Source organism: Desulfuribacillus alkaliarsenatis, assembly GCF_001730225.1.
GTDB classification, from domain to species: domain Bacteria; phylum Bacillota; class Bacilli; order Desulfuribacillales; family Desulfuribacillaceae; genus Desulfuribacillus; species Desulfuribacillus alkaliarsenatis.
In genome coordinates this window covers 167,297-189,407 of sequence record NZ_MIJE01000030.1, presented here as the reverse complement: position 1 = coordinate 189,407, position 22,111 = coordinate 167,297, and the positions used below count along the sequence as shown (strand labels likewise).

Genomic DNA, 22,111 nt, shown 5'->3' with positions numbered 1-22,111 from the left:
TTTAGTCTTCAGCTAACTCTTTAGGTATCTATTAACGTAATCAATATATTTAACTATGTCTGCGATTCCAACAGTTAAAACTTCCTTAAGAATGTTCTCATCCATCTCCAAATAATCATGTACTAAGATATTCCTAAAGTGAGCCATGCCAGATATTTTTTCCGCAAATGCTTTTGGAACAATTTCTTTCTCACCGAGTTTTAAAAGTGTCTCTCTATATGTATCTGGAGTCTCCCAATCATTGGCAGATATTAGTATGTTTGCGATATCTATTACAATCTCTACCGAGAGCTGCAAACCTCTTTCGATTGCCCAGTACTTTACTTCATCTTCATGAAGATTGTCTATACTAATCTCCGCCTTAATTTGCTCTAGTAGTAGTATATTTTTCTGCAAATCAGCTATTTTCTTTGTTAGCATTACCTTCACATCTTTAGCGACCATATGAAATCCTCCCGCAGTTTGCATAATATTTATTCTAGCAACTTTTTCATTCTTCGCTCAACTTGTAGCTCTAAAAGTTTCCGCTGTTTCTCTGTGTCTGCATATTCTTTCCATACCTTATTTTCATATAATACTTTCGTTAGTTGGCTCTGTTGATAGATTAGTTTGCCATACTTTACAATTTGAAAAGCTAGTGTCGGATTAGCTTGATTCAGAATCAACAAATCAATGTCATCTCTTTTTAATGCTGATGTGTACTTATCTAGTAATTCCAGTTTGATTTGCGAATACCTATTACTGTCCGACTTAGATTGCGGGTCTATGAAAATACCTATATCTACATCGCTTCTGCTAGTAGCTTTATGCGTTGCGTAAGAGCCGAATATGTAAACTAGTTGAATAGCGTACTGGTCTTTTATAAGTTCCGTTTCAATCAGCACTGTTTTCATTACGTTATTAATTTTTTCATCTGTTAGTTTCATAATCAATCTCTGCTTTCTTAATTATATCATTAAGGTCATGTTCAAGTTGAGCAAGTGTTACCCCACTTTGTCCAGCAATACGTTCCTTTTCTACATTCATTAATTCTTCACTTAATTTAAGCAATTGTTCTTTATTGTTTGTAATTTTTGTTGGCTCCTTCACCTTGAACTCAACCTCCTTTATTTAGCTACATATATTACTTTAATAATACGTTGATTGCGCCCCTGAGTCAATTTCTACCACAAAAAAAGATGTGGAACACTCATATCCACATCCTTTTGATTATATAGTTAAATATTCCTGCTTCCAGACTGTTTAACCCATTCGCTTAACTATTTCTCTTGCAACAACTACACCACTTACTCCTGCTTGAGCCAAACCTCTTGTTACACCAGCTCCATCGCCAATGGCAAACATGTTATCAATATTGGTTTCTAGTTTCTTAGATAGCTCTGGGCGCGATGAGTAGAATTTCACTTCTACACCGTATAGAAGTGTATGCTCGCTCCCTACTCCTGGAGCTACCTTATCTAAGGCTTCTAACATTTCAATGATATTCGTTAGTTGGCGATATGGGAATACTAGAGATAAATCTCCGGGTGTAGCTGATGTTAGTGTTGGTTGTACTAGACCGCGAGCCATGCGCTCTTTAGTTGATCTACGGCCACGTTTTAAATCTCCAAAACGTTGAACTATTACTGTTCCACCTAGCATGTTAGCTAAGGTTGCGATATATTTACCATAGGCTATTGGCTCTTTAAACGGTTCAGTAAATTTATTACTAACAAGTAAGGCAAAGTTAGTATTCTTGCTGCGTTTAGTCGCATAGCTATGACCGTTTACTGTCATAATACCATCAGTATTCTCGACTACGACATCCCCATATGGGTTCATGCAGAATGTACGAATCGGGTCATCAAATTTCTTGCCGTAGTATACTAGCTTGCTTTCATATATATGGCGGGTAATGTGTTCCATGCTACTAGCAGGTACTTCGACACGGACGCCTATGTCTACCTGGTTATTGGTAAGTGCTAGCCCTAGTCTCGAGCATTCGCTACGGAACCAGTCAGATCCAACTCTTCCAGGGGCAACAATGACGTAAGGTGCAGTATAGACTTCCCCGTTCTCTAATATAATACCAGTTGCTTTATTATCTTCTGTAATTATTTCTTTCACAGTCGTCAGACTCTTTAAGTCAATTTTGTCGCGCAGGTAATCGCGGATTTTCGACAATAGTAATAGATTATTCTCAGTACCCAAGTGTCGAATTTCAGCCGGAATGAGCTTAAGATCTGCCGTTGCTGCCATACGCTCGATTTCTGCTACTTTCTCATCGTAGGATCCGTATGTTTTCTCGGTAGCCCCAAACTGTAGATATACTTCATCGACATATTTGATATATTTCATGACTTCCTGCTTAGTATCTAAATATTCATCTAACCAACCACCATAATCAGCTGTAAGTGTAAGCTTGCCATCACTATATGCTCCTGCTCCACCCCACCCTGTCATAATAGAACAGTGAGGTTTACAGTTAACACAGGCAATATCTTTTGCAATCATTGGGCAATGACGTTTGTTAATATCTTTACCCTTTTCTATTAATAAGACTTTTGCTTCTGGTTTTAATTTGACTATTTCATATGCTGAAAAAATTCCTGCAGGGCCTGCCCCCACTATAATAACATCGTAATTTTTTGATTGTGACATCTTTCTACCTCCATCTAGGAATAACTTTTAGGTTTTCCAGGTTAGTTGTCAGCCATTAAGTGGCATTTTTGAGGTTCATTTGAGTCCCTTATGCATTATACGGGTTTGAAATATAAACTTCAAGCTTTTTTTCATGAAAACATGATATCTTTTTGTGTTTTCTTTAGAATTTATCTCTAAATACGAACTTTCGAAGCTTCAAAAACTAGTAATGTTCGCCTTTGATATAATTATGTATTTTGTCGTATATTGTAACCTTATATTTCCTGGGAAATAATTTGTCGTAATAGTAGTGTGCCCAATGTCGAGAGTTGTAGTAGTGAGTATGTGGGAGGGCTGTGCTCGAATGTGAGGGGCTGTGCTCGTGATGGTTCCACTTCACTCCCAGGGCTTTCAGTGTAAGCCAACTAGAATTACTAATTGAATGTGTGGTAATATGTGGTGAAGGTGTCGTTTTGCGAACTGTTGTTGGAGTCTTTTTAGTAGTGCTTGGTGCAGACTTGGTAATGTAAGCTCCAACTGTTTGAGCGGTTTGTGGATGGGTAAAATGATATCGAGCGGCATATTATTCTCTAAAAATACTTCCATTAGGAGGGCCAACATGGGAAAAGATTTCTCAATCCTTGAATATCGGACTATCACTAGCTCTGCTGAGCATACTAATATAGTTAAAAAGTCGAAATTTATCGCTCACGTAAAGCCTGTCGAAACCGAGAACGAGGCGATTGCTTTTATAGATGAAATAAAAAGGAAACATTATGATGCCACTCATAACTGTTCTGCCTATATGATAGGTGAGAATGATCAAGTTCAAAAAGCTAGTGATGATGGAGAACCAAGTGGAACTGCAGGAAAACCAATCCTAGAGGTTATAAAAAAGGAGCGGTTGAAGAATGTAGTGGTTGTTGTTACAAGGTATTTCGGTGGAATTATGCTAGGAGCTGGCGGTCTGATCCGTGCTTATGGTCAAGCTGCTGCTGATGGGATACATAAGGCTGGTATTGTGCAAAGAATTATGCATACAGAAGTAAAAGCAACTGTAGATTATACGTGGGTTGGCAAGGTGGAAAATGAGCTTCACAGTAAGGTCTACAAGATTGCTGGTAAAGAGTATACGGATAAAGTGACATTTACAATTTTAGCAAAGGCAGGAGAAGAAGCTGTGCTTGAGAAGTTATTAACTGAGTTAACAAATGGGCAGGTAGAGATTTGCTATGGAAGCAGAATCTATGTGGATATTTAATACATTAGTATTCCATAATTCTTATACCCATTAACAAATCGTACAATTAATAGTATAATAGTACAATAATCGTACAAAATATGTTCTTAGGAGGTGGTATTGTGTTGGAAGTAACAGCAACTGAATTTAAGAAAAATTTAGGTAAATATCTAACATTAGTAAATAAAGAGGAAATAATTATTACTCGTAACGGTATTCCTATTGCGCAAATTTCTCCCCCAAAAAAGAAAAGTATCGTTAACCAACTAATTGGTATTATTCCTGATGATGGCTATAGCTTAGATGATGCAAGAATGGAGCGCCTTTTAAGAAATGAAGATTCTATTTGATACGAATATTATATTAGATGTTTTACAAAAGAGAGACCCCTTTTATATTCATTCTTCAGCTGTATTGCGTATGGTTGAAACAAAGCAAGTGAAGGGCTTTATTACAGCTAACTCAGTTACTGATATATATTATATTTTGAATCGCACTATTAAAGATAAAAAAGCCGTTTATTCAGCTTTAATTATCTTATTACAAGTTGTAGATATCATAGATGTAACTAGTGCTGACGTTAAGTCTGCCTTGCGCCATGATGTTATTGATTTTGAAGATGAGTTAATTAGTGTTTGTGCCAGTCGCGCTAAAATAAACTATATTATAAGCAGGAATACTGAAGATTTTGTAGATTCCCTAGTAAACACCATAACACCTGAACAGTTTCTTGAACTATCATTTAAGAATTAACCTAATTCTTTTTATGTAATATATCCAATTCCTCTGCCAGCATGCGGGCTTGTTCGTGGCGTTGGTATTTTTTTGTTTTCTCTAATATGTCTCCAGGCATATCTATAGCTATGCCTGTGTTTAACCAGTTACGGTATAGCACCGATAGTGATTTCTTGATTTCATGGAGAGAAGTTGGGTCAGCAACGATTCCGTTTCCTAAGGATTCAATTATTTCTGTAGATTCACCTTGATGGCTGAGTGCAAAAATTGGCTTACCAATAGCTATATACTCAAATAGTTTGCCTGGTATATATGCTCCTGCAGTCTTATCACTATCTGCTATTAGTAGTTGTACATCTGCACTTGCTAACAGATTTAGTGCTTGACCGTGCGGTAACTGCCCATGCAAAATAATTTGCTCTTCTAGTTCTGTGTCTATAACCGTTTGCCAGTTGGCAGATTGTCCAGGATAGTCAAATATTCCAGCAAAGTGAAGTGCAATTTTCTGTTGGTCAATTCGACCTTCGTTTATTAGCTCGCGTATTGCACGTAGTAAGAGCCTAGGGTTTCTCTTGTCGTAGAAGATTCCTGTGTAAACAAGTTTCAACTTATCCACAGGCGCTGTTGATACTTCCCTATTCACAGAGGCATCCACAGGTTTATGAACAGGGTTGTCCACAGGTTTATCAACAGGGCTGTCCACACTAATATCCACACCATTATCATCAGTATTATTCACTGTGTGATTCAAATTATTATAATCAGCTATATCATAGCCATTGTGTACGACGCTACCACGCTTTATCGCGGTGCTCCCATATTTATTAATAAATCCATCTAAAAAGCTTTCTGTAACTGTCATGATTACGTCAGCAGAGGTAACTACCTTTCTTTCCAAACGGGCTTCTAATTTCTCTCGCCACCATATGCCTGATCTGTGCATGTTATCTGTCCATGGGTCGCGAAAGTCTGCTATCCAAGGTAAGTCCATGTGTTTCTTTAATTCATAGGCTACTAAATGGTTAGTATTAGGTCCTGAAGTTGAGAAAATAGCTTGTATATTTTGGCTTTTAATTACTTCTTTACCAAGCTTGACCGCGTTGTTTCTCCAAAGGATTTGCTCGTCTGGTATTAGGATGCGGCTTTTTAGTGCTTTAAGAAATGGTTTAATTAATTGTTTTACTCGAGCTTTCATGCTAACTTTATTGGTAGTAGTTTGATTGTTTTTGGTTGCTTGTCCAGTGAATTTTCCAATTAGGTCTAAATGATTGGCTCGATGTATTTTCACTGATGGTGGAAGTTGGTTTAGTAGGCTAGCATCTTTAGACGCAAAATACACATCCTCTGTAACTGTCAGGATGTGTGCTTCCCAGCCGTATTGCTCTAGGTATTTTGCCATTTTCAATGCCCTCTGTACTCCGCCGCCACCAATTGGAGGAAAGAGATAGGAAACTATCAATACTTTCTTATCCATTAAACCCTTCAACCTTTCCAACTTTCCACTGTTCAATTATCTAACACCTAAAAATGTCTAATTCTCTTTTCTAACTGTCCAACTATTCTATCCCCACATAAGTTTTAAAGTTATCAATTGTTGTCCATGGATATATGCCAAATCTGTTTATCTGATAAGGGTCACTATGAGGTCTTACTGTTCCAGGGCGATTTGTAAACCCTAAGCGATAGCCCGTTTCTTTAAGTGCTCGAATTGTCTGCAGGTTATATTGTCCATAGGGATATGCAAAGTAAACCGAGTCATGATTGATATAGCTTTTCAAAAGCTTTCGACTTTCATTCATATCATTAATTAATTCATTATACGGTACGGTTATTAGGTGACTTAAGTTGTTACTTAGGCGATGCAGATTATGGCTATGGGCTTCTATTGTAAATACATCGCTATGCTGATTAATTTCCTGCCAGCTGATGAAATTTATTCTGCTTGTATTAAATGTTTCTGGTATTGGTCTAATCATATCAGTGATTGCAAAAATTGTTGCTGTATAATTATGTTCCTTCAGTATTGGATAGCCGTAAACGTAATTACTTAAATATCCATCATCAAAGGTTATAAAAACACTTTTCTTTGGCAGTTTTATTTCGCCATTTATAAATTGTTCTAACACATCTAAGCCATATGTTTGAAAGCCATTTTTATGTAAAAGCTCGATTTGCTCACGAAATGCTTCGACATTGATGATTGCACTATTCGCTGGATAATTGTTATTATTTTTTTGCTCCAGTAAGTGATGATAGGTTAATACAGGTACTTCAGTAGCAAATTCGAAATCCTTTAGAAACGCATTTAAATCGGTTTTCATGTTTTCGCTTGTATAAGGCTTGACTTTGAAATACTCTATGTCTGTATTTGCGTAAAATTTATTCGGTATTTGCAATTCCTTAGCAGTTAGTTCTAGAAATTCACTTCCAGATAATAGCTTATTATTTGTCGCTTGTAGTCTATGCCAAACATCATTGACTTGATCGTATAGGGGGTTTAAGTTAACTTCAGCACTTTTAAGCGATTGCTGGTCTTTTGTAATAACAGATATTTGCTGTGCTGGAGAGTGCACATTTATTACATCATTACCATTTTCCATACGCCAATTTACTTCTGCCTGTAAAGCTTCTAAAACATACCGAATTGGTACAAATGTTGTTCCTAGCTCTTTACTATATACCATTGCAGTATCCATTAACATCTCTTGTCCATTAACTATGTATTCAGGCTTATCAGTTGTCATCGTGACAATTGTATTGTCTTTAATGATGGTAGCCTGTAGATGTTCTTGGTTCCAAAAAATCTTAGCACCTATTGCCTCTAAAACAAAGCGAATTGGAACCATTATTCTGAAATTACTATCTACATATGGTTGCCCATGGGGGAATTCTATTCTCTTTCCATCTACGTATACGACTACATTACGCTCGGGATTTCTGTCTTGAGTGTATTTCTGTGTGCTTTCTACTGCAATCGGTGGAACTATAACTAATATAATTATGCTCGTACATAGTAAGAGCATAATTAGTTTCGTTGCTGTTTTATTCATAGACGTGTGCTTTCTCCCTATATTCTTAGTAATTTTATTCCATCCGTCAGCATTTCTAGACTTATTATATTTTTAGCGTCAAATATAGCTGCCTGCTCAGCTAGCTTACTAATTACTTCCGCCCAGTCTAGGTAACGAAACTCTTCCTGCATCGTTAACAGCATAAGTGCATCGGCATCTTGAACGCAATCGTACAAGCTTGGGTATTTAAAATCATAGGTAGTAATTACTGCAGGGTCATAGGCAAAAACCTTTGCACCCTTAGATAGTAATATATTAACTATATCGATTGGTGGACTAATGCGATCGTCATTAGAATAGTCCTTCATAGCAAGTCCTAAAACAGCAATTTTCTTCCCATGAATTGTTCCGAGTGCTTGCTCGAGTCTGTCTACAATCGCTGAAGGTACACCATCATTTATATTTCTAGCTGTGCGTAATAAGTCTAACGACACTCCAAGAGATTCTGCCCTTGGCTCTAGGTAGTAAAAGGCATTTGGTAAGCAATAACCGCCTACACCAGGGCCTGGTGTTAAAAGATTTACGCGCGTATGTGTGTTAGCGACTTTAATTAGCTCTTGTGTGTCTATATCAAAGGCCTGGGCAAAGCGCGCAAACTCCTGAACCATGGCAATATTTACATCTCGCTGGATATTTTCTATAACTTTAGCCGTTTCGACGGTTTTAATGCTTGAGATAGTTACCTCTGCTTTAGTTACAATAGTTAAAATTTCTTTCGCACGTTTAGCGCTTTCTTCATTTATTCCACCTAATGCTATGGGCATCGACTCAAATTCCACAAATGCCCTGCCTTCAGCGATGCGCTCAGAAGCATAGGCCAGGTAGAAATCCTGACCTGGGATAAGCCCTGACTTCATTTGTAGTAATGGAGCGATGCGTCCTTCCGTAGTACCTGGAATGACAGTGCTACGGATAATTACTGTGTCGCCCTCTTTTAAGACCTTGGCAATTGAATTGCAGGCACTATCGATGTAAGTGTAGTTAGGCACTCCATCTTTGATTGGGATGCCGACTGTTACGATGTATGTATCAACCTGTTGGCTTGCCTCGTAATAGTTAGATGTTGCAATAAAGCGTTTTGCGGTTAACTGCTCTTTAAGAATATCTCTAATCGTAAGATTATTATATTGCTCTAGGTGGTGGGATATGCCTTGATTAATTTCATCTATGAGCTCAGGGATAACATCGATGCCTATGACATTTGCTCCGCGCATAGAATAGCTTAATGCTAGCGGTAGTCCTATAAATCCTAATCCAATAACGGCAATCCCTTTAGTATTAATATCTGAGTGTTCTGTTTCTTTCACCATAAAAAGCTACTCCCCGTATAAAGTATTATATGACTCTAACAATTATTATTACATAACATTTCTATAGTATCACATCAACTACATAAAAAAAACAGCCAAAAGGCTGTTTTTTTCGGTGCTTTAGTTACCTTGGAAATCCCTTGGGAAATCAGGTAGCATACGTTTGTCTTGTAAGACCCTGCTGAGTACGATAGCTGCATCTGGTCTATTTAATGTTTGACCTGGCATAAAGATATATCCATCATTTGGATCGTTAGGGTTAATCTGCTTGCCTTTGATGTAGCCTGCTTGTGTAATAGCTAGAACTGCTGGTACTGCATACGGACGAACATCATCAGCATCAATAAATAGTCGGTCAAGCTGCTGCTTCGCTCTTGTATAGTCAGTCTGTAATCGTAAATCTAACGCCCGTGCAAGTATTACTGCAAACTCTTCGCGTGTGATATCGTTTCCTGGGCGGAACTCGTTAGGTCCTGCCCCTTGGACAATACCATAGTGGGCGGCTGTTTCGATATGCTCAAAGTCATACAGCATATTAGTGTAAAAGTTCCCTGACGGTACATCAAAGAAGTGTGTATTTGTACGATCATAGCGCAGTGGCAATTGTAACGCTTTCACTATTGCAGTCGCTACTTCTCCACGTGTCATGCGCTGATGTACCCCAAATTCAAATCCAGGGTTAACAGCTTTCATGATACCTTTTGTGTATATAGCATTTATCTCATTACGTGCATATGGATGCTCTAATACATCCTGCATTGTTAATTTACGCTTTCCTACAGCATAATATCCAAATCTATCAAACGGTGCTGTGATTGTATTGTTTCTCCCGTTAACAGTACCGCCGATATTTACCCAAGATTGTAGGTAGTCATCAAAGAAGAACATCGATACCTCAACACTGGCATTTTCTGTGACATTAGGGTCGTACGCTAGGGTTATTGTTCCTCGTTCAGACATTTTCAGTCGAGTATCGAACTGATCTGGCACACCAGGATCTGGCGTATCGTCTATAGTTCCTGGTAATGGTACTGGACGATCATTATAACTCGGCAGCTTACGTACTAAGTTCCCATCGTCGTCAGTCACATTCGTAAAGCCTGGAGCGACAAACGGTATTGTTTTCGTATGCTGGAATGGTAGCAAGCCACGTGTTATCGGCTCATATCTCGTACCTGTGAACGGTGCTACAGAACGATCTGCATCAGCCATACCTGCATCTAGATAAAAGACTTTACTAGCCATTACAAAATCACTTGGGAAATTGCTAAAGTAGGCTCTGTATAAGCTGAAGTTAGCGTCAAATTCATTACCTTTTTTGCGTAATCCCGCATTATATACATCGTAATGATCCATACGTTGTATAACCCCATCAAATGAATTAGCAATACCAATTAAAACGTCGTGATTACCAAATACATCAGTCTTCATATCTTCAGTACGCATAACATCGTATCTGATTAATGTAGCGTTCCTTGGTACTCTTATATCTAATTCGTTATTAAAGTACCTGCCCTGCAATGATGTGAATGGCTGCAAAAGATTGTGACCAGGGATGTTTGTAGGAGCATAGAACACTTCTATAATTCCTGGTGGTGGATTATTACCACCAGAACTCTCAACTTGTATTGTTATGCGATTCGGTCTATTAAGACCTGCACGTAGGTTTTTAACCGTATATTTATAGACTCCTGTGTAAGTCTTCGGATCACCATTTTCGTCATATAGAACAAAGTTTGATCTAGCTGCTGGTTGGCCATTAACTAATACTCTACTCGCACCTTCAGCTTCCACTACGATATCTACGTAGTTCTGGTTAACAATTCCATAGCGGCCTTTCTTAAAGTTGTAGTCAACATCGCTTTCACGCGTAACGTCTATATATTCATAGTCACGAAACGGATGTAAAATTCTATACGGCGTATACTGTGGCGACACAGACAGTGAGTATTCACGCTGAATACCATCGGTATTAATGACTCGGAAAACGTATCCGTTAGCTGCTCCTGTAGTGTCAAAATTCTCTCTTAAAAGCTCAAAAGTAAAGTATCCACCATAATCGGCATCTTTATAATAGTGCACGTTTAGGTTCTCCAAACCTTCAGGGAATTCACTAGAGTTAATTGTCTCATAGTTACTACTACCATAGCTTTCAAAAATTCGCACTTGATGTATTCTTGGATTAAAGCTACCTAATAGAATTCCATTTCTGTAAACTTCCAGGCGATTGCCAGTAGGGAAACTTTGTGGGTTGCCAGCAACAACTTCTGTAACTTTAAATGAACCGAATATATTATAAGTATCTAATACGTTGCTACCAATAAAATCGCGCCCACTACTATCTACATTAAAGTTAAAGGCATCTGGAACTGCAGTCTCAGTCTGATATGGGAATATTGCTGGATTCCATGAATTATTCGGTAAAGTTCTAGTTTGTCCAGTATTCTGATTCACACTTGTAGCAGGTATATATGGAATATTGGTTGAAATAATAAAGAAATTAATTGTGCGTTCGTATTTATCTACTCCGTCGTCATAACGAAATTCAAGTGTGTTTCTACCGTTCTTTAAAGCTCCCATTACATCTGCTAGACCAGTACGGTCATCCCCCGTTAGAGTCGCACCTTCTAATCTAAATCTGGTAGGATCGTCTAAATCAATTTTTTCTAATCTAATGTATTGGCCGTTAACAAATAGTTCTGCCGTTCTTTCGTTAACAGGTGAATACTTAATGTTATCTACGTTACGAATGTTATACAGGGTACCTCGAAAGTTACCAAGGGTATTTATAACAAACGACTCTGTTATATTTGGTATATTGTATGACTGGTTAGGTATAATTTGCTCATAGTCCATAAATGGCGAAAATACATATGTGACATTTACACTCATAGCATCAACCGGATTAGGTGCAGCACCAGTGTCGTTATCAAAAACTAGATTAAGCGGTTGTGTGCCTACTTGAGCTAATGAATCAACTCTCAAGAAAATCGTCTTATTCGCTTCAGAACTTTGGTTAGGAAAACCTATAGCTGCTGGTGCCGAGCCATTTATTGTAAAATGCCCTAACGCAGTCTGAGTCGAATTATGATATGAGCTAGCATTAGACAGATTTACTGCTATATAAAACGGTGTTTGCTGAATAACGCTATTATTTAATGGTGTCCTCGGGAGGTTTCTTAGCTCGTTGTGCAGGTTAGTCCCTGTCAAAGTACCCGCAGTAGCTTGATTAACACCATTAACTAATTCCATACTTGTAATACGCGGAAGATTTGCATTCTGTAATGTAAATTGTAGCATACCAGCATTAGCACCTTGGTTGTTAGCCGTTATATCATAGTTAGCTGACCAAATGTCATCACCATCCACAATTCGCATACGCACTTCGTATCTAAATCCATGTTCACTATCTTCATCTGTGATGTGAAGATTGAATGGTCCTGTAGGCTTAAAAATTAGCACTGCTTGATCAGGACTATCTAGTGGCTGAGATTCAAAATTCACAATACTAGTCTGCTCATTAACCTGAGTGCCATTAACATTAGTTACCCTTCTTGTTACTTCTACATCAATCGCTGCTGGAGTTGTACCAGTAAAATCAGTAGGCTTATTAACCATAAGCTTTGTATCTAGATTATAGTCTTCAGGATTAGTTATATCTATATATGGTCTATCTAATAGGTTATGAGTATTAGCTGTCCCACCTGGGGCAACCTCAACCGTTGCATCATAAAATGTCGGATTGCCATTGTAAAACATCAAGTTACGTGTAGTTTGAACTTTATGTGTATTACTAGTAGCAATAATTGTAATAGTGCTAACTCCTGGCCTTAAAGGCACTAAGGCTGAAAAAGCATGATTATTTGCTGGGTTTAATTGGGCTGGAATAGCGTCGTTTCCAATACGTCTGACAGAACCGTCAGCGCTCACAACCTCAACTCTAACAGACTGGGCGTTTGGCGCATGTCCAATTACACGCACAGAATTAGTTTGTAGATTCGCTACATAGCCTTGGTTAACAATTGTTAATTCCTGACTATCTCTAATTACAAGATCTTCTACTGGAGGAATTCCTTGAACCTTTAAATCATAAAGCGCTGGTGAATCCTGATATTTAACAAATACTCTTGAACGTATTACACTTCCATATATGTCTGTACCGACAAATTCTATTTCATTTAAACCGTTGTATAACGCAATAGCAGGCACTGTTATTTCATTATTAGGTAAAATCATTGCGCCTGCAGAGTCATGTGTTTGACCGTATGTATATTTGCTAGTATCTGTATAATTATTAGTGTCCCATGATCTTAGCTCTTTAATTATCATTTGCACACTTACTAATTCGGCTCCTGTATAATGACCATCCAATCGTAGCACTTGATCTATAACTGTGACCGCATTTGCGGGATTAGATTGCTCCATATTTGGGAAAACAAAGTTTAAATCTGAAGCAGCCCCTACTGGTTGCTGTGCTACAGCAGGCATGAGGGAAATAATCATTAGAAATGCCATGACAGTAGCAATTCCTTTTTTGTACTTTTGTATTATCATGCTAGTTCCTCCTCTTTGTATGTACATTGCAGAATTTATTAATGGCTACGAATACCATCCAATTAATATAAACACATATATTATCGGAATGAGCCTGTTTTTTTTAAAGATGTATTTTCTAAAAAATTAAAAAAAATAGTTATTCACTTCCTTTCAATTATTCTAATGCTACCAATTTTCGTTTTAATCTTTCTATTTGCGTTTTGCCCTTTGCTTTTGTATATTTTTAATGTATTATAAAAGTTCCGTAAAGAATATAGGTGAGTTGTTTCTAAATTAGGAATCTTTTTCTTTTCTTCGTTAAACTGCTTCTATAAAGCTGATTAATTCATAAGCTTTATAGTGAAATATGACTAGACTTCAAATGTGTTCATAGTGTAAAATTAGATATGCAACTAATACTAATTTAGAATCATTACTAAGGGGAGGGACAGATGACTTGTACGTGACACTTTGTAAAATACTTAATAGAATATTTCCTACCCCAGTACATCCATTTAATTTGCAAAATGAAGGAAAACAAACATATGCTGAGTGGCAATTCGAGCGTGGCGAAGAAACCATTAGATACTTTCAAGAGTTTACCACGGTTGAAGAAATGTTTAAAGATAAAATAGTACTAGATATCGGTTGTGGTGCAGGAGGTAAAACTTTATATTACACTACCTTAGGCACTAAATACGTAATTGGTATTGATCCTGTAGATAAATATAAAGAGAAAGCTGAAGATTTAGCATACAAAAAAGGCCTGCACGAGGCTGTTACTTTTATAACTGGCGATGCTGCAAATATGCCAATTGAGTCAAATGCTGTGGATACTATTATTATGAACGATGCGATGGAGCATGTGGACGACCCAATTGCAGTACTCAATGAGTGTTATAGGGTGTTAAAAAAAGGTGGTCGCTTATATATTAACTTCCCACCATATCATCATCCATACGGAGCGCATTTATCTGACGTAATTGGAATACCATGGGTACATAAACTTTTCGATGAGCAAACTCTTATTAATGTTTATAAAGACCTTGTTCAAAAGTACCCAGATGCTAAAGAACGTATTGACTTCCGTATTGCCCAGCAGTCTGATGGCGAAGAATATTTTTCGTACATTAACAAGATGACTTTAGAGCGCTTTGAAAGAATTCTAGCTATTATCCCATTTCAAGTTCTACATTACAAATTTGTACCATTACGATCATATTTTAAAACCATGGCTATGCTACCAGTGTTCCAAGAGTATTTTGTAAAAATGGTTGTTTGTGTCTTGGAAAAGGCATCAACAAAAACATCATCCAGCTTATACGACCAGACAAATCAATAGAAAGCTTACAATAAAAAAACTGACAACTCATTTAAAGAGTGTCAGTTTTTTTGTTATCGTACTGTTATTGTACTGCAAACATTAATTCCCCTTCAACAGCTACCTTACCGTTTACTTTAGCTACTGCATTGCCTTTTCCTATAGGCCCCTTCAAGCGAGTTATTTCTACTGATAATTCTAATGTATCTCCAGGCTTTACTTGATTACGTATACGAAGCTTATCTATGCCTGCAAAAAGGACAAGTTTGCCTTTATTAGCAGGGGATTTCAATATTGCTACAGCACCCACCTGTGCTAAAGCCTCAACAATTAGAACTCCAGGCATTACAGGGTATTCAGGAAAATGCCCTTGGAAGAATGGCTCGTTAACTGTAACGTTCTTAATTCCTACTGCTCGCTGACCTTCTTCCACCTCTAGGATTTTGTCAATTAGTAAAAATGGATAGCGATGGGGGATAATTTCTTTAATTTCTTCAATTGTTAACATGGTATGCTCCTTTCAATATTTTTTATTTTTCTTAATTTTTCTTAATTTTTCGATGGCAACATTTAACGCCTTTATGTACGAATGACTATTAAGCTTTTGTTGTAAACTAGGTATATCTCTCCTAGGGGAGTTCACATAAAGGAGCTTTGCAACGTACTGGATGTTGCAAAGCTCTTTTTACCCAAATATTATCAAAAAAATATTGCGCCACGTTGATCCTTCAAATACTTCTCCAGCTGCGCCACCACCGTATCGATAGCCTGTTGCCATACCAATCATAAACATTATAAATGCAAAAATTGGTACTGAAAGTATTTTCATAGTCGTTAGTAAAGCCTTTTGGCCCGACGTTAGTTTGCGTTTCTTTTTCGGTTGATTATCTGACATATACGCTTCCCTCTTAACAAAAATAATGATACATGCAAATGCATTGTATCATTATTTATAGTAATTTTCAAATTATTGGTTTTAAATGTTAGTTCACAATGTTAGGTCGCTATTCACATCGATTAAGACCTAATTGTGTTCGCTAGTCCCATCATAGTGTCTGTTGACTGAATTGCTCTAGCGCCAAATTGGAGCATACGCTGAGCATTAATTAGCTCCGTCATCTGCTCAATAATGTCTACATTAGAGCCTTCTATGAAGCCTTGGGCAAATTGTGTATTCTGAAACATATCTGGATTATCGTTGATTGTTTGGAAGTTTCCTTCGACAAATTGTCTTTCTACAAATATATTGTTACCAGCATGATGGAGAGCCTGTGTATTATTGAAATTAGCCAGCATTAGCTGTGTATGCGGCGCTGCCTCTTCATTAACAAAAAGGTTTCCTTGGTTATCTATGCTAAAGCTCTCAACATCAAAATCAAATTCTATAGGATTGCCAAGACGGTCTGATACCTGATAACCCCTAGCATCTACTAAAGAGCTATACCCGCCTCTTACATCAAGGCGAAAACTGCCGTCGCGGGTAAAGACATATCCGTAATCTTCGTTATCAAAGAGTTGGGCATAGACACCCATTGCTTCGTCACTTACTCCCAGTCTTTCAGCCTCTGCAGGTGGTACTATAAGTTGGAACATACCTGGGCCTGTAAGGGCAACATCATATGGGTTACTCGTCTCCTTAAGTGCGCCTGGACGTAAATCCTGAGTTATACCATTTATACGTACACCATGACCATACTGAAAGCCTAATGGCGTTGTTCTACCTGGTAAATTAATGCGCTCTGTTTGATTAATACGTTCGTACAATAGGTCCTGAAATGAAGCTTTGCTTGCTTTAAAACCTATAGTATCTATATTAGCTATATTGTTTGATATTAAATCTACCTTCGTGCCCGCACTACGCATTGTGGACGCAGCTATGTGAAGGGATAGGTTCATATACTTTTACCTCCTACGAGTAAGCATGTTGTTATTATTTTAGCGATTATACTCTACCTACTTCATTTACAGCTTTTTCTAAGCTGCGATCGTATGATTGGATAACCCTTTGGTTAGCTTCGTACGCCCTCTGGGCTATTATCATATCCATAATCGCTTGTGTAGGATCAACATTCGAGCCTTCAATAAACTTCTGTCTAGTCTGGATATTCTGAGCTATTTCTGGTTCAAATCCAGCCCCTAAGAAGTCTTCGTTTATTCTAAATAAGCCATGGCCTTCCTTAGTAAGTCCTGGCAGTTGTTCATTGGCAAATTGAACAAGATGAAGTTCACCTTGGATTGGCGGAAAGCCTGTTTCAAACACTTCTATGCTTCCATTGGAATGAATTACAAAATCTTCTTCAATAATTTCAACTGGCATTAATTGACCTGTAAATCCAACCCCCGCGATTAATTCACGCTGCATGACAAATTCTCCGTCTTGAGTAGCAAGGTATTGAACACCGTCTACTTCGCGGAGTCTAAAATCTCCTGCCCTTGTATAAAAAACATCGTCGCTATCTAGGTCTTTTTTTACAGCGAAAAAGCCTTTTTGATCATCTAATCCATCTATAATTGCAACATTAAACTCATTACCTGTCTCTCGGATTGCCCCTTGAGCGAAACGTGAGACTATCTCTTCCACCGTTACCCCTTGATGAAGGTAGCCTACTCTCGGTGGCTGACCACCCAAGTGTGATGCAACTCGAGAATGAGCAGGAACATGGCTATGCTGTTTTTTGCCCATGAAAAATAATAGTTCTTCTGGAAATGAGCGTACAACAGCTTCCTCACCTTTAAAGCCAGGAGTATTAATGTTCGCCAAGTTATTATTCGCAATGTCATGTCTTTGTTGATTAACTTTCATCCCTTGAGCCGCTGTATATAACCCTCGTAGCATCGTTAATTCTCCTTAGTTACAAATTAAATTTATTTAAATATATATTTAAAAACTACTTTTTTGTTTATTAAGTCTAGATACTAATCATCATAATATATGCTCTCTATAATTATCGTCAATGTATAAAAAATGTTAACGCCAAAAACAAAATTAAAAGCCCCTCTATGAAGCTTTTAATTTTGTTTCTTATCTAAATAATCCTCTAGAGAATCGATTGATTTGTGTTTTCGATAATTTGTCTATGTTTTGTAACGCTATGCCAGTTCCTCTGGCGACACATTCCATCGGTTCTTCAGCAATTAGGACTGGAACCCTAAGCTCTTCAGTTAATAGCCTGTCAAGTCCGTTAAGGAGTGCTCCACCACCAGTTAACATTATGCCTTTATCAATAATATCCGATGCAAGTTCTGGAGGCGTCTTTTCTAGTACACTTTTGGCTGCTACTACAATAGCTGTAATAGGATCTTCTAGAGCCTCACGAATCTCTTCTGAGGTTATTGTTATTGTAACTGGAAGGCCTGAGACTAGGTCTCTACCCCTGATTTCCATCGTTTTTTCTTCCATGCCTGGATATACGGTGCCGACTTCAATTTTTATGTTCTCCGCGGTTCGCTCTCCAATTAATAATTTATACTTATTTTTTATGTATCTTGTAATTGCTGCGTCAAACTTGTCCCCAGCAACCTTAATAGAAGTGGCGGTAACGACGTCTCCCATTGATAGAACTGCTACGTCTGTCGTCCCTCCGCCTATGTCAATAACCATACTGCCATTCGGTTCAAATATCTCTAAGCCTGCGCCGATTGCAGCTGCCTTTGGCTCCTCCATCAAATAAATTTCTTTGCCTCCACAACGCTCAGCTGCTTCTTTTACAGCTTTTTGCTCAACTGATGTTACATTTGTTGGAGTGCAAATCATTATTCTAGGTTTGAAAAGCATATGGCTACCAATTGTTTTCTTTATAAAATATTTAAGCATTGCTTCCGTCATATCAAAATCTGCTATGACTCCATCTCGCAAAGGTCTAATTGCAACAATATTGCCTGGAGTTCTCCCTAGCATTCTGCGAGCTTCTTCCCCTACTGCGAGCACTTGATTAGTAGTATTGTCTATAGCAACTACTGAAGGTTCATCTAAAACGATTCCTTTGTCCTTAATGTAGACTAATACATTTGCTGTTCCTAAATCGATTCCTATGTCTTTGCCAAACATCATTGGGTACCTTTTCCTCCCCGTATAATCGTGTAATACTATGTTGTTCGACAAAAAACGATAAAATCCTTTACGAAATCTCAATAAAAACACTTTTTCTTTTAATTGTCACATTTAAATTCATTTTAATTAAATGACGCACTTCTTTCACTGTATTCTTCTACTGTGTTCTTTCGCTGTTTACTCCTCTACTTTTTCTTTTAAGTATTTGTTTTTCGTTGCTTCTCCTCCCCTTAAATGGCGAATGGATTTGTGGTACTCCAAAATATTCTTAACTCTGTCTGCTAATTCTGGATTAATATCAGGTAAACGCTCTGCTAAATCTTTATGGACTGTCGACTTACTAACACCGAATTTTTTTGCCAATTCACGGACTGTATCTTGAGTATCTAAAAAGTGATTCGCAATTTTCAGGGTTCTATCTTTGATGTAATCATGCAAACTTCCTCGCCTCCTACTAAGGAATGTTGTTACATTATATGAGGCAGGAAATGAGATATGCTTAAATTTGTTTAATGGCGAAAAAAAGAACGTAAGGACAACGCGTCCTCACGCTCTTTTAAAAATACATTTTAGGTTCTTTCGTCATGTAATGCTGGTAGAATTGAAGTTGGATCGACAACTTCACCAGAGCGGTATGCTTCGAAATATAGATGGTTTGGTAGGTCTTTCTTAATTTCAGACTTTCCTGCTTGGCCAATAACTGTACCTGCAGCTACTTGGTCTCCTACTTCCACTTTCATAGACGATAAACTAGAGTAAACTGTTTCAAGTCCGTCTTCATGTACAATTTTAATTTTGTTGCCATGAAGCACGTCTGCTTCAGCCATTACAACTTTACCGTCAGCTACTGCTAGTACGTCGAATCGCTCGCCACCTTTGATAATATCAATCCCACTACTTGTATAGATTGTGTTCTGATATTCGTAGATTGCCTGGATGCGATCTTCTCGACTTGCTGCTTGATCGTAAAATTGACGAACAATTTCTGCATTCTCAGTAATTTCTAGTGGCCACATAATCTTCGGCTCTTCGCCTATTACTGGAACTGCTTCCTCACCAGCATATTCAGCCTCTAGACCATCAATGTCTAAGCTAGGTTCTGCTGAGATTGGCTCTTCCTGAACAATTTCCTGTTGCTCATTGAATAAGCTGTCATCCTTCGTTAACTGGTAGTTACCAGTATCACTTCTTGTCCACAAAATAGTTACAATGAGTACAGAGGCCACTAAATAAATCGCTGGAAAAGTCCATTTCTTCCCTAATAGGGATTTCCACCATTGTACTTTTGGATTTGATTCTGAATTTTGGTTTTTGTTTTCATTTTCCATTTGGACATCACCTCAATTTCCAGTGTGTCCATATTTTTCCTAAGTATACAGGGTTGCATGAATTTTTTTGTAATTTATAATATGTGGCTTGATATCATTTTACTCACATAGGTTTCCGGCTTTAAGAAGTGCTAAAGTTTGACTTGGTAAATCTCCAAAACTCGCACAAATCGCTCAAACAGTTGGAGCTAATATTACCAAGTCTACACCAAGCACTACTAGAAAGCCTCCAACAACAGTTCACAAAACGATACCTACACCACATATTACTTTAAAAAATTGTGTGTTGCTTATGCGGAGCCATATGCCAACCTTTCGTCAAGCACTACTAAAAGCCTTCACCAAGGTTCGCTCATCGACACCAGCCCATCTTTTCTGATGTACAACATACAATATCATTTATACAACTAAGCTGAGCTGTGTGAAGAGAATGGTTTCGCTGAGCAGCCTCAAGCGTTGTCTACCCTGTAAAAGTACTTGGGATGGGTTTAGCGAACGAACTTTGTCGGAGGTATGCTAATATTTCTTAGTGAAGATATCCCCAAAAAAGCTTCACCTGTTTGAGCGTATTTTGCGAGTTTGAAGCTTAGGGATATCGAACTTAGAAATATCAATACCAGAGGCCTTGAGAGCGAGCTGAGCCCATTCTAAGTACTTTAACCCACACATCCATCTGAACTTCTAGCTACTCACATCTGTCTGCGCCACTTGATTAGCTTCATTTGTTGCAGCTATTGTGTCTTTAATTTTTGGCAGCAAGCTAGCAATTTGAATGTATGGCTCGATGTCAGTGCCTTGATAGAAGTATCTAGTTATATCCTCTGCCTTCATGCCGTCTCTAGCCATTGCTTCTGCACCCCACTGACTCATACCAACCCCATGTCCATATCCATAGGTTGTAAAGTGCATTTTGCCATCTTTGATGCTAATCGTGAAATGGGTAGAGTTAAGGCCGAGACGCTCGCGGACTTCACGACCTGAAAATGTTTGGTCTCCAATTTGCATCTCAATAATTCGCTGTGCATTTGAGCGTTTAGTTGCAACTATTCTTGGCATCTGATCTCCACCACCATTCCATGCTGTTACAGGGATTGCAAGTCCTAGTTTCTCATGGACCTCCGATATTGGTATGCTTTTGGTCACTTGAAAATTCGGCGAAATAGTATCCCACGGGCTTTCTACGCTACGCAAATATGGTATAGCAGCGCTCCAGACATCCTCCGAGTTCTCAGTAAACCCATTTGAAGTGGAAAAATAATATGCTTCAATTGGCTGCTGATTAAAGGTAAGAATCATTCCTTTAGTTTCATTAATTGCTTGATTAATTTTATTTGAGTACTCCTGATAGGATCCTCCCCAGCGTATCTTAAGCTCATCATCAGAGTAATAGGCTTGGTCAATCCGAAAGTCATCCGATATTGGTCGATTTTCTGTAATCCATTTATTTATAAAGTATGTTCTTGCTGCTAATGCTTGTGCTTTTAAGGCTTCCATTTCAAATGAAGCTGGCATTTCTGCAGCAACTACCCCTCTTATATACTGCTCTAAGGGTAATTCAACTATTATATCTTCTTTGCTTCTATGTAGTTGTACCATAAAACCGTCTTCATCAAGCTCTAATTCTATTGGCTCGATTTTTGGGTCAGTGACCCAAAGGGCAATGGATGGAATACCTATAATCAGAAGCATTGTAATTATAAATCCTAAGGATGTTGCAATAATAACTTTTTTTCGTGGCGAGGATGTTGTTGGAGATTTAAATAGATGATTGTAGCGTCGTTTCTTCAGTCGCTCTTTGATTGATTGGTATTGTCTTAGCTTGTTCAAAACTGGCACCTCCGCTGCTATGATTGAAAAAATAAAGACCCTTTATCAAGGGCCTATATCAATCTATATG

20 protein-coding genes are annotated in these 22,111 nt (G+C 38.0%); 4 read left to right on the top strand and 16 right to left on the bottom strand.

The genetic code is table 11. The annotated features are described in order from the left end of the window. Nucleotides 1-12 precede the first annotated feature (12 nt). The 4 genes from hepT to BHF68_RS09435 all read right to left on the bottom strand — a co-directional run bounded on the left by hepT (nt 13) and on the right by BHF68_RS09435 (nt 2,640). Entirely contained in the window at nt 13-444 is a 432-nt protein-coding gene (gene hepT, locus BHF68_RS09450) for a type VII toxin-antitoxin system HepT family RNase toxin (RefSeq protein ID WP_218070347.1), read from the bottom strand. Between the two features lie 29 nt (nt 445-473). Further along, nucleotides 474-926 (bottom strand): type VII toxin-antitoxin system MntA family adenylyltransferase antitoxin, encoded by a 453-nt coding sequence (gene mntA, locus BHF68_RS09445; protein WP_084019337.1) that lies wholly within the window; start codon nt 924-926, stop codon nt 474-476. Continuing rightward, nucleotides 910-1,089: a hypothetical protein gene (locus BHF68_RS09440; RefSeq protein WP_069643390.1), complete on the bottom strand. Its 180-nt coding sequence runs from the start codon at nt 1,087-1,089 to the stop codon at nt 910-912. The genes mntA and BHF68_RS09440 overlap by 17 nt, the downstream gene beginning before the upstream one ends. Nucleotides 1,090-1,242: 153 nt before the next feature. Continuing rightward, entirely contained in the window at nt 1,243-2,640 is a 1,398-nt protein-coding gene (locus BHF68_RS09435; RefSeq protein WP_069643389.1) for an NAD(P)/FAD-dependent oxidoreductase, read from the bottom strand. A gap of 601 nt (nt 2,641-3,241) precedes the next feature. Between BHF68_RS09435 and BHF68_RS09430 the strand changes: the two genes are divergently transcribed. From BHF68_RS09430 to BHF68_RS09420, 3 genes are all read left to right on the top strand, one after another. Beyond that, nucleotides 3,242-3,883, top strand: coding sequence for a YigZ family protein (locus tag BHF68_RS09430; protein WP_069643388.1), 642 nt, complete (start codon nt 3,242-3,244; stop codon nt 3,881-3,883). A 101-nt stretch (nt 3,884-3,984) separates the two neighbouring features. After that, nucleotides 3,985-4,212, top strand: coding sequence for a type II toxin-antitoxin system Phd/YefM family antitoxin (locus tag BHF68_RS09425; protein ID WP_218070346.1), 228 nt, complete (start codon nt 3,985-3,987; stop codon nt 4,210-4,212). After that, a complete protein-coding gene (locus BHF68_RS09420; protein WP_069643387.1) occupies nt 4,196-4,615 on the top strand; it encodes a PIN domain-containing protein in 420 nt (139 codons plus the stop codon). The genes BHF68_RS09425 and BHF68_RS09420 overlap by 17 nt, the downstream gene beginning before the upstream one ends. Nucleotide 4,616: 1 nt before the next feature. Here BHF68_RS09420 and BHF68_RS09415 read toward each other — a convergent pair whose 3' ends face one another. From BHF68_RS09415 to BHF68_RS09400, 4 genes are all read right to left on the bottom strand, one after another. Then, nucleotides 4,617-6,071 carry a glycosyltransferase gene (locus BHF68_RS09415; protein ID WP_141706258.1) on the bottom strand — a complete coding sequence of 485 codons (1,455 nt, stop codon included), beginning with the start codon at nt 6,069-6,071 and terminating at the stop codon, nt 4,617-4,619. A gap of 82 nt (nt 6,072-6,153) precedes the next feature. Further along, a complete protein-coding gene (locus BHF68_RS09410) occupies nt 6,154-7,647 on the bottom strand; it encodes a stalk domain-containing protein (RefSeq protein WP_069643385.1) in 1,494 nt (497 codons plus the stop codon). A gap of 17 nt (nt 7,648-7,664) precedes the next feature. Continuing rightward, on the bottom strand, nt 7,665-8,978 hold the full coding sequence (locus BHF68_RS09405) for a nucleotide sugar dehydrogenase (RefSeq protein WP_069643384.1): 1,314 nt from the start codon (nt 8,976-8,978) through the stop codon (nt 7,665-7,667). A gap of 120 nt (nt 8,979-9,098) precedes the next feature. Beyond that, nucleotides 9,099-13,532 (bottom strand): S-layer homology domain-containing protein, encoded by a 4,434-nt coding sequence (locus BHF68_RS09400; protein WP_069643383.1) that lies wholly within the window; start codon nt 13,530-13,532, stop codon nt 9,099-9,101. 439 nt (nt 13,533-13,971) lie between these two features. On the opposite strand from BHF68_RS09400, the gene BHF68_RS09395 reads away from it, so the two are divergent. Next, complete coding sequence (locus tag BHF68_RS09395; RefSeq protein WP_069643382.1) at nt 13,972-14,856, top strand: class I SAM-dependent methyltransferase; 885 nt, start codon at nt 13,972-13,974, stop codon at nt 14,854-14,856. A gap of 64 nt (nt 14,857-14,920) precedes the next feature. On the opposite strand, the gene fabZ is transcribed toward BHF68_RS09395, so the two are convergent. The 8 genes from fabZ to spoIID all read right to left on the bottom strand — a co-directional run bounded on the left by fabZ (nt 14,921) and on the right by spoIID (nt 22,041). Beyond that, on the bottom strand, nt 14,921-15,343 hold the full coding sequence (gene fabZ, locus BHF68_RS09390) for a 3-hydroxyacyl-ACP dehydratase FabZ (protein ID WP_069643381.1): 423 nt from the start codon (nt 15,341-15,343) through the stop codon (nt 14,921-14,923). A 177-nt stretch (nt 15,344-15,520) separates the two neighbouring features. Next, entirely contained in the window at nt 15,521-15,730 is a 210-nt protein-coding gene (locus BHF68_RS09385) for a DNA-directed RNA polymerase subunit beta (protein ID WP_069643380.1), read from the bottom strand. A 122-nt stretch (nt 15,731-15,852) separates the two neighbouring features. Further along, nucleotides 15,853-16,731: a flagellar hook-basal body protein gene (locus BHF68_RS09380; RefSeq protein ID WP_069643379.1), complete on the bottom strand. Its 879-nt coding sequence runs from the start codon at nt 16,729-16,731 to the stop codon at nt 15,853-15,855. Between the two features lie 46 nt (nt 16,732-16,777). Beyond that, entirely contained in the window at nt 16,778-17,671 is an 894-nt protein-coding gene (locus tag BHF68_RS09375) for a flagellar hook-basal body protein (RefSeq protein WP_069643378.1), read from the bottom strand. Between the two features lie 186 nt (nt 17,672-17,857). Further along, a complete protein-coding gene (locus BHF68_RS09370) occupies nt 17,858-18,883 on the bottom strand; it encodes a rod shape-determining protein (protein WP_141706264.1) in 1,026 nt (341 codons plus the stop codon). A 180-nt stretch (nt 18,884-19,063) separates the two neighbouring features. Then, on the bottom strand, nt 19,064-19,324 hold the full coding sequence (gene spoIIID, locus BHF68_RS09365; protein WP_069643376.1) for a sporulation transcriptional regulator SpoIIID: 261 nt from the start codon (nt 19,322-19,324) through the stop codon (nt 19,064-19,066). Nucleotides 19,325-19,455: 131 nt separating this feature from the next. Continuing rightward, nucleotides 19,456-20,214 carry a M23 family metallopeptidase gene (locus BHF68_RS09360; RefSeq protein WP_069643375.1) on the bottom strand — a complete coding sequence of 253 codons (759 nt, stop codon included), beginning with the start codon at nt 20,212-20,214 and terminating at the stop codon, nt 19,456-19,458. A gap of 681 nt (nt 20,215-20,895) precedes the next feature. Then, a complete protein-coding gene (gene spoIID / locus BHF68_RS09355) occupies nt 20,896-22,041 on the bottom strand; it encodes a stage II sporulation protein D (protein ID WP_069643374.1) in 1,146 nt (381 codons plus the stop codon). Nucleotides 22,042-22,111 lie beyond the last annotated feature (70 nt).

Excerpts from the sequence above, each read along its gene's own strand:
- BHF68_RS09370 (WP_141706264.1), bottom strand. The coding sequence starts at position 18,883 with ATGTTTGGCAAAGACATAGGAATCGATTTAGGAACAGCAAATGTATTA.
- BHF68_RS09405 (WP_069643384.1), bottom strand. The coding sequence starts at position 8,978 with ATGGTGAAAGAAACAGAACACTCAGATATTAATACTAAAGGGATTGCC.
- BHF68_RS09385 (WP_069643380.1), bottom strand. The coding sequence starts at position 15,730 with ATGTCAGATAATCAACCGAAAAAGAAACGCAAACTAACGTCGGGCCAA.
- BHF68_RS09435 (WP_069643389.1), bottom strand. The coding sequence starts at position 2,640 with ATGTCACAATCAAAAAATTACGATGTTATTATAGTGGGGGCAGGCCCT.
- BHF68_RS09430 (WP_069643388.1), top strand. The coding sequence starts at position 3,242 with ATGGGAAAAGATTTCTCAATCCTTGAATATCGGACTATCACTAGCTCT.
- mntA (WP_084019337.1), bottom strand. The coding sequence starts at position 926 with ATGAAACTAACAGATGAAAAAATTAATAACGTAATGAAAACAGTGCTG.
- BHF68_RS09375 (WP_069643378.1), bottom strand. The coding sequence starts at position 17,671 with ATGCTACGAGGGTTATATACAGCGGCTCAAGGGATGAAAGTTAATCAA.
- hepT (WP_218070347.1), bottom strand. The coding sequence starts at position 444 with ATGGTCGCTAAAGATGTGAAGGTAATGCTAACAAAGAAAATAGCTGAT.
- fabZ (WP_069643381.1), bottom strand. The coding sequence starts at position 15,343 with ATGTTAACAATTGAAGAAATTAAAGAAATTATCCCCCATCGCTATCCA.
- BHF68_RS09400 (WP_069643383.1), bottom strand. The coding sequence starts at position 13,532 with ATGATAATACAAAAGTACAAAAAAGGAATTGCTACTGTCATGGCATTT.
- BHF68_RS09360 (WP_069643375.1), bottom strand. The coding sequence starts at position 20,214 with ATGGAAAATGAAAACAAAAACCAAAATTCAGAATCAAATCCAAAAGTA.
- BHF68_RS09415 (WP_141706258.1), bottom strand. The coding sequence starts at position 6,071 with ATGGATAAGAAAGTATTGATAGTTTCCTATCTCTTTCCTCCAATTGGT.
- BHF68_RS09380 (WP_069643379.1), bottom strand. The coding sequence starts at position 16,731 with ATGAACCTATCCCTTCACATAGCTGCGTCCACAATGCGTAGTGCGGGC.
- BHF68_RS09410 (WP_069643385.1), bottom strand. The coding sequence starts at position 7,647 with ATGAATAAAACAGCAACGAAACTAATTATGCTCTTACTATGTACGAGC.
- BHF68_RS09420 (WP_069643387.1), top strand. The coding sequence starts at position 4,196 with ATGAAGATTCTATTTGATACGAATATTATATTAGATGTTTTACAAAAG.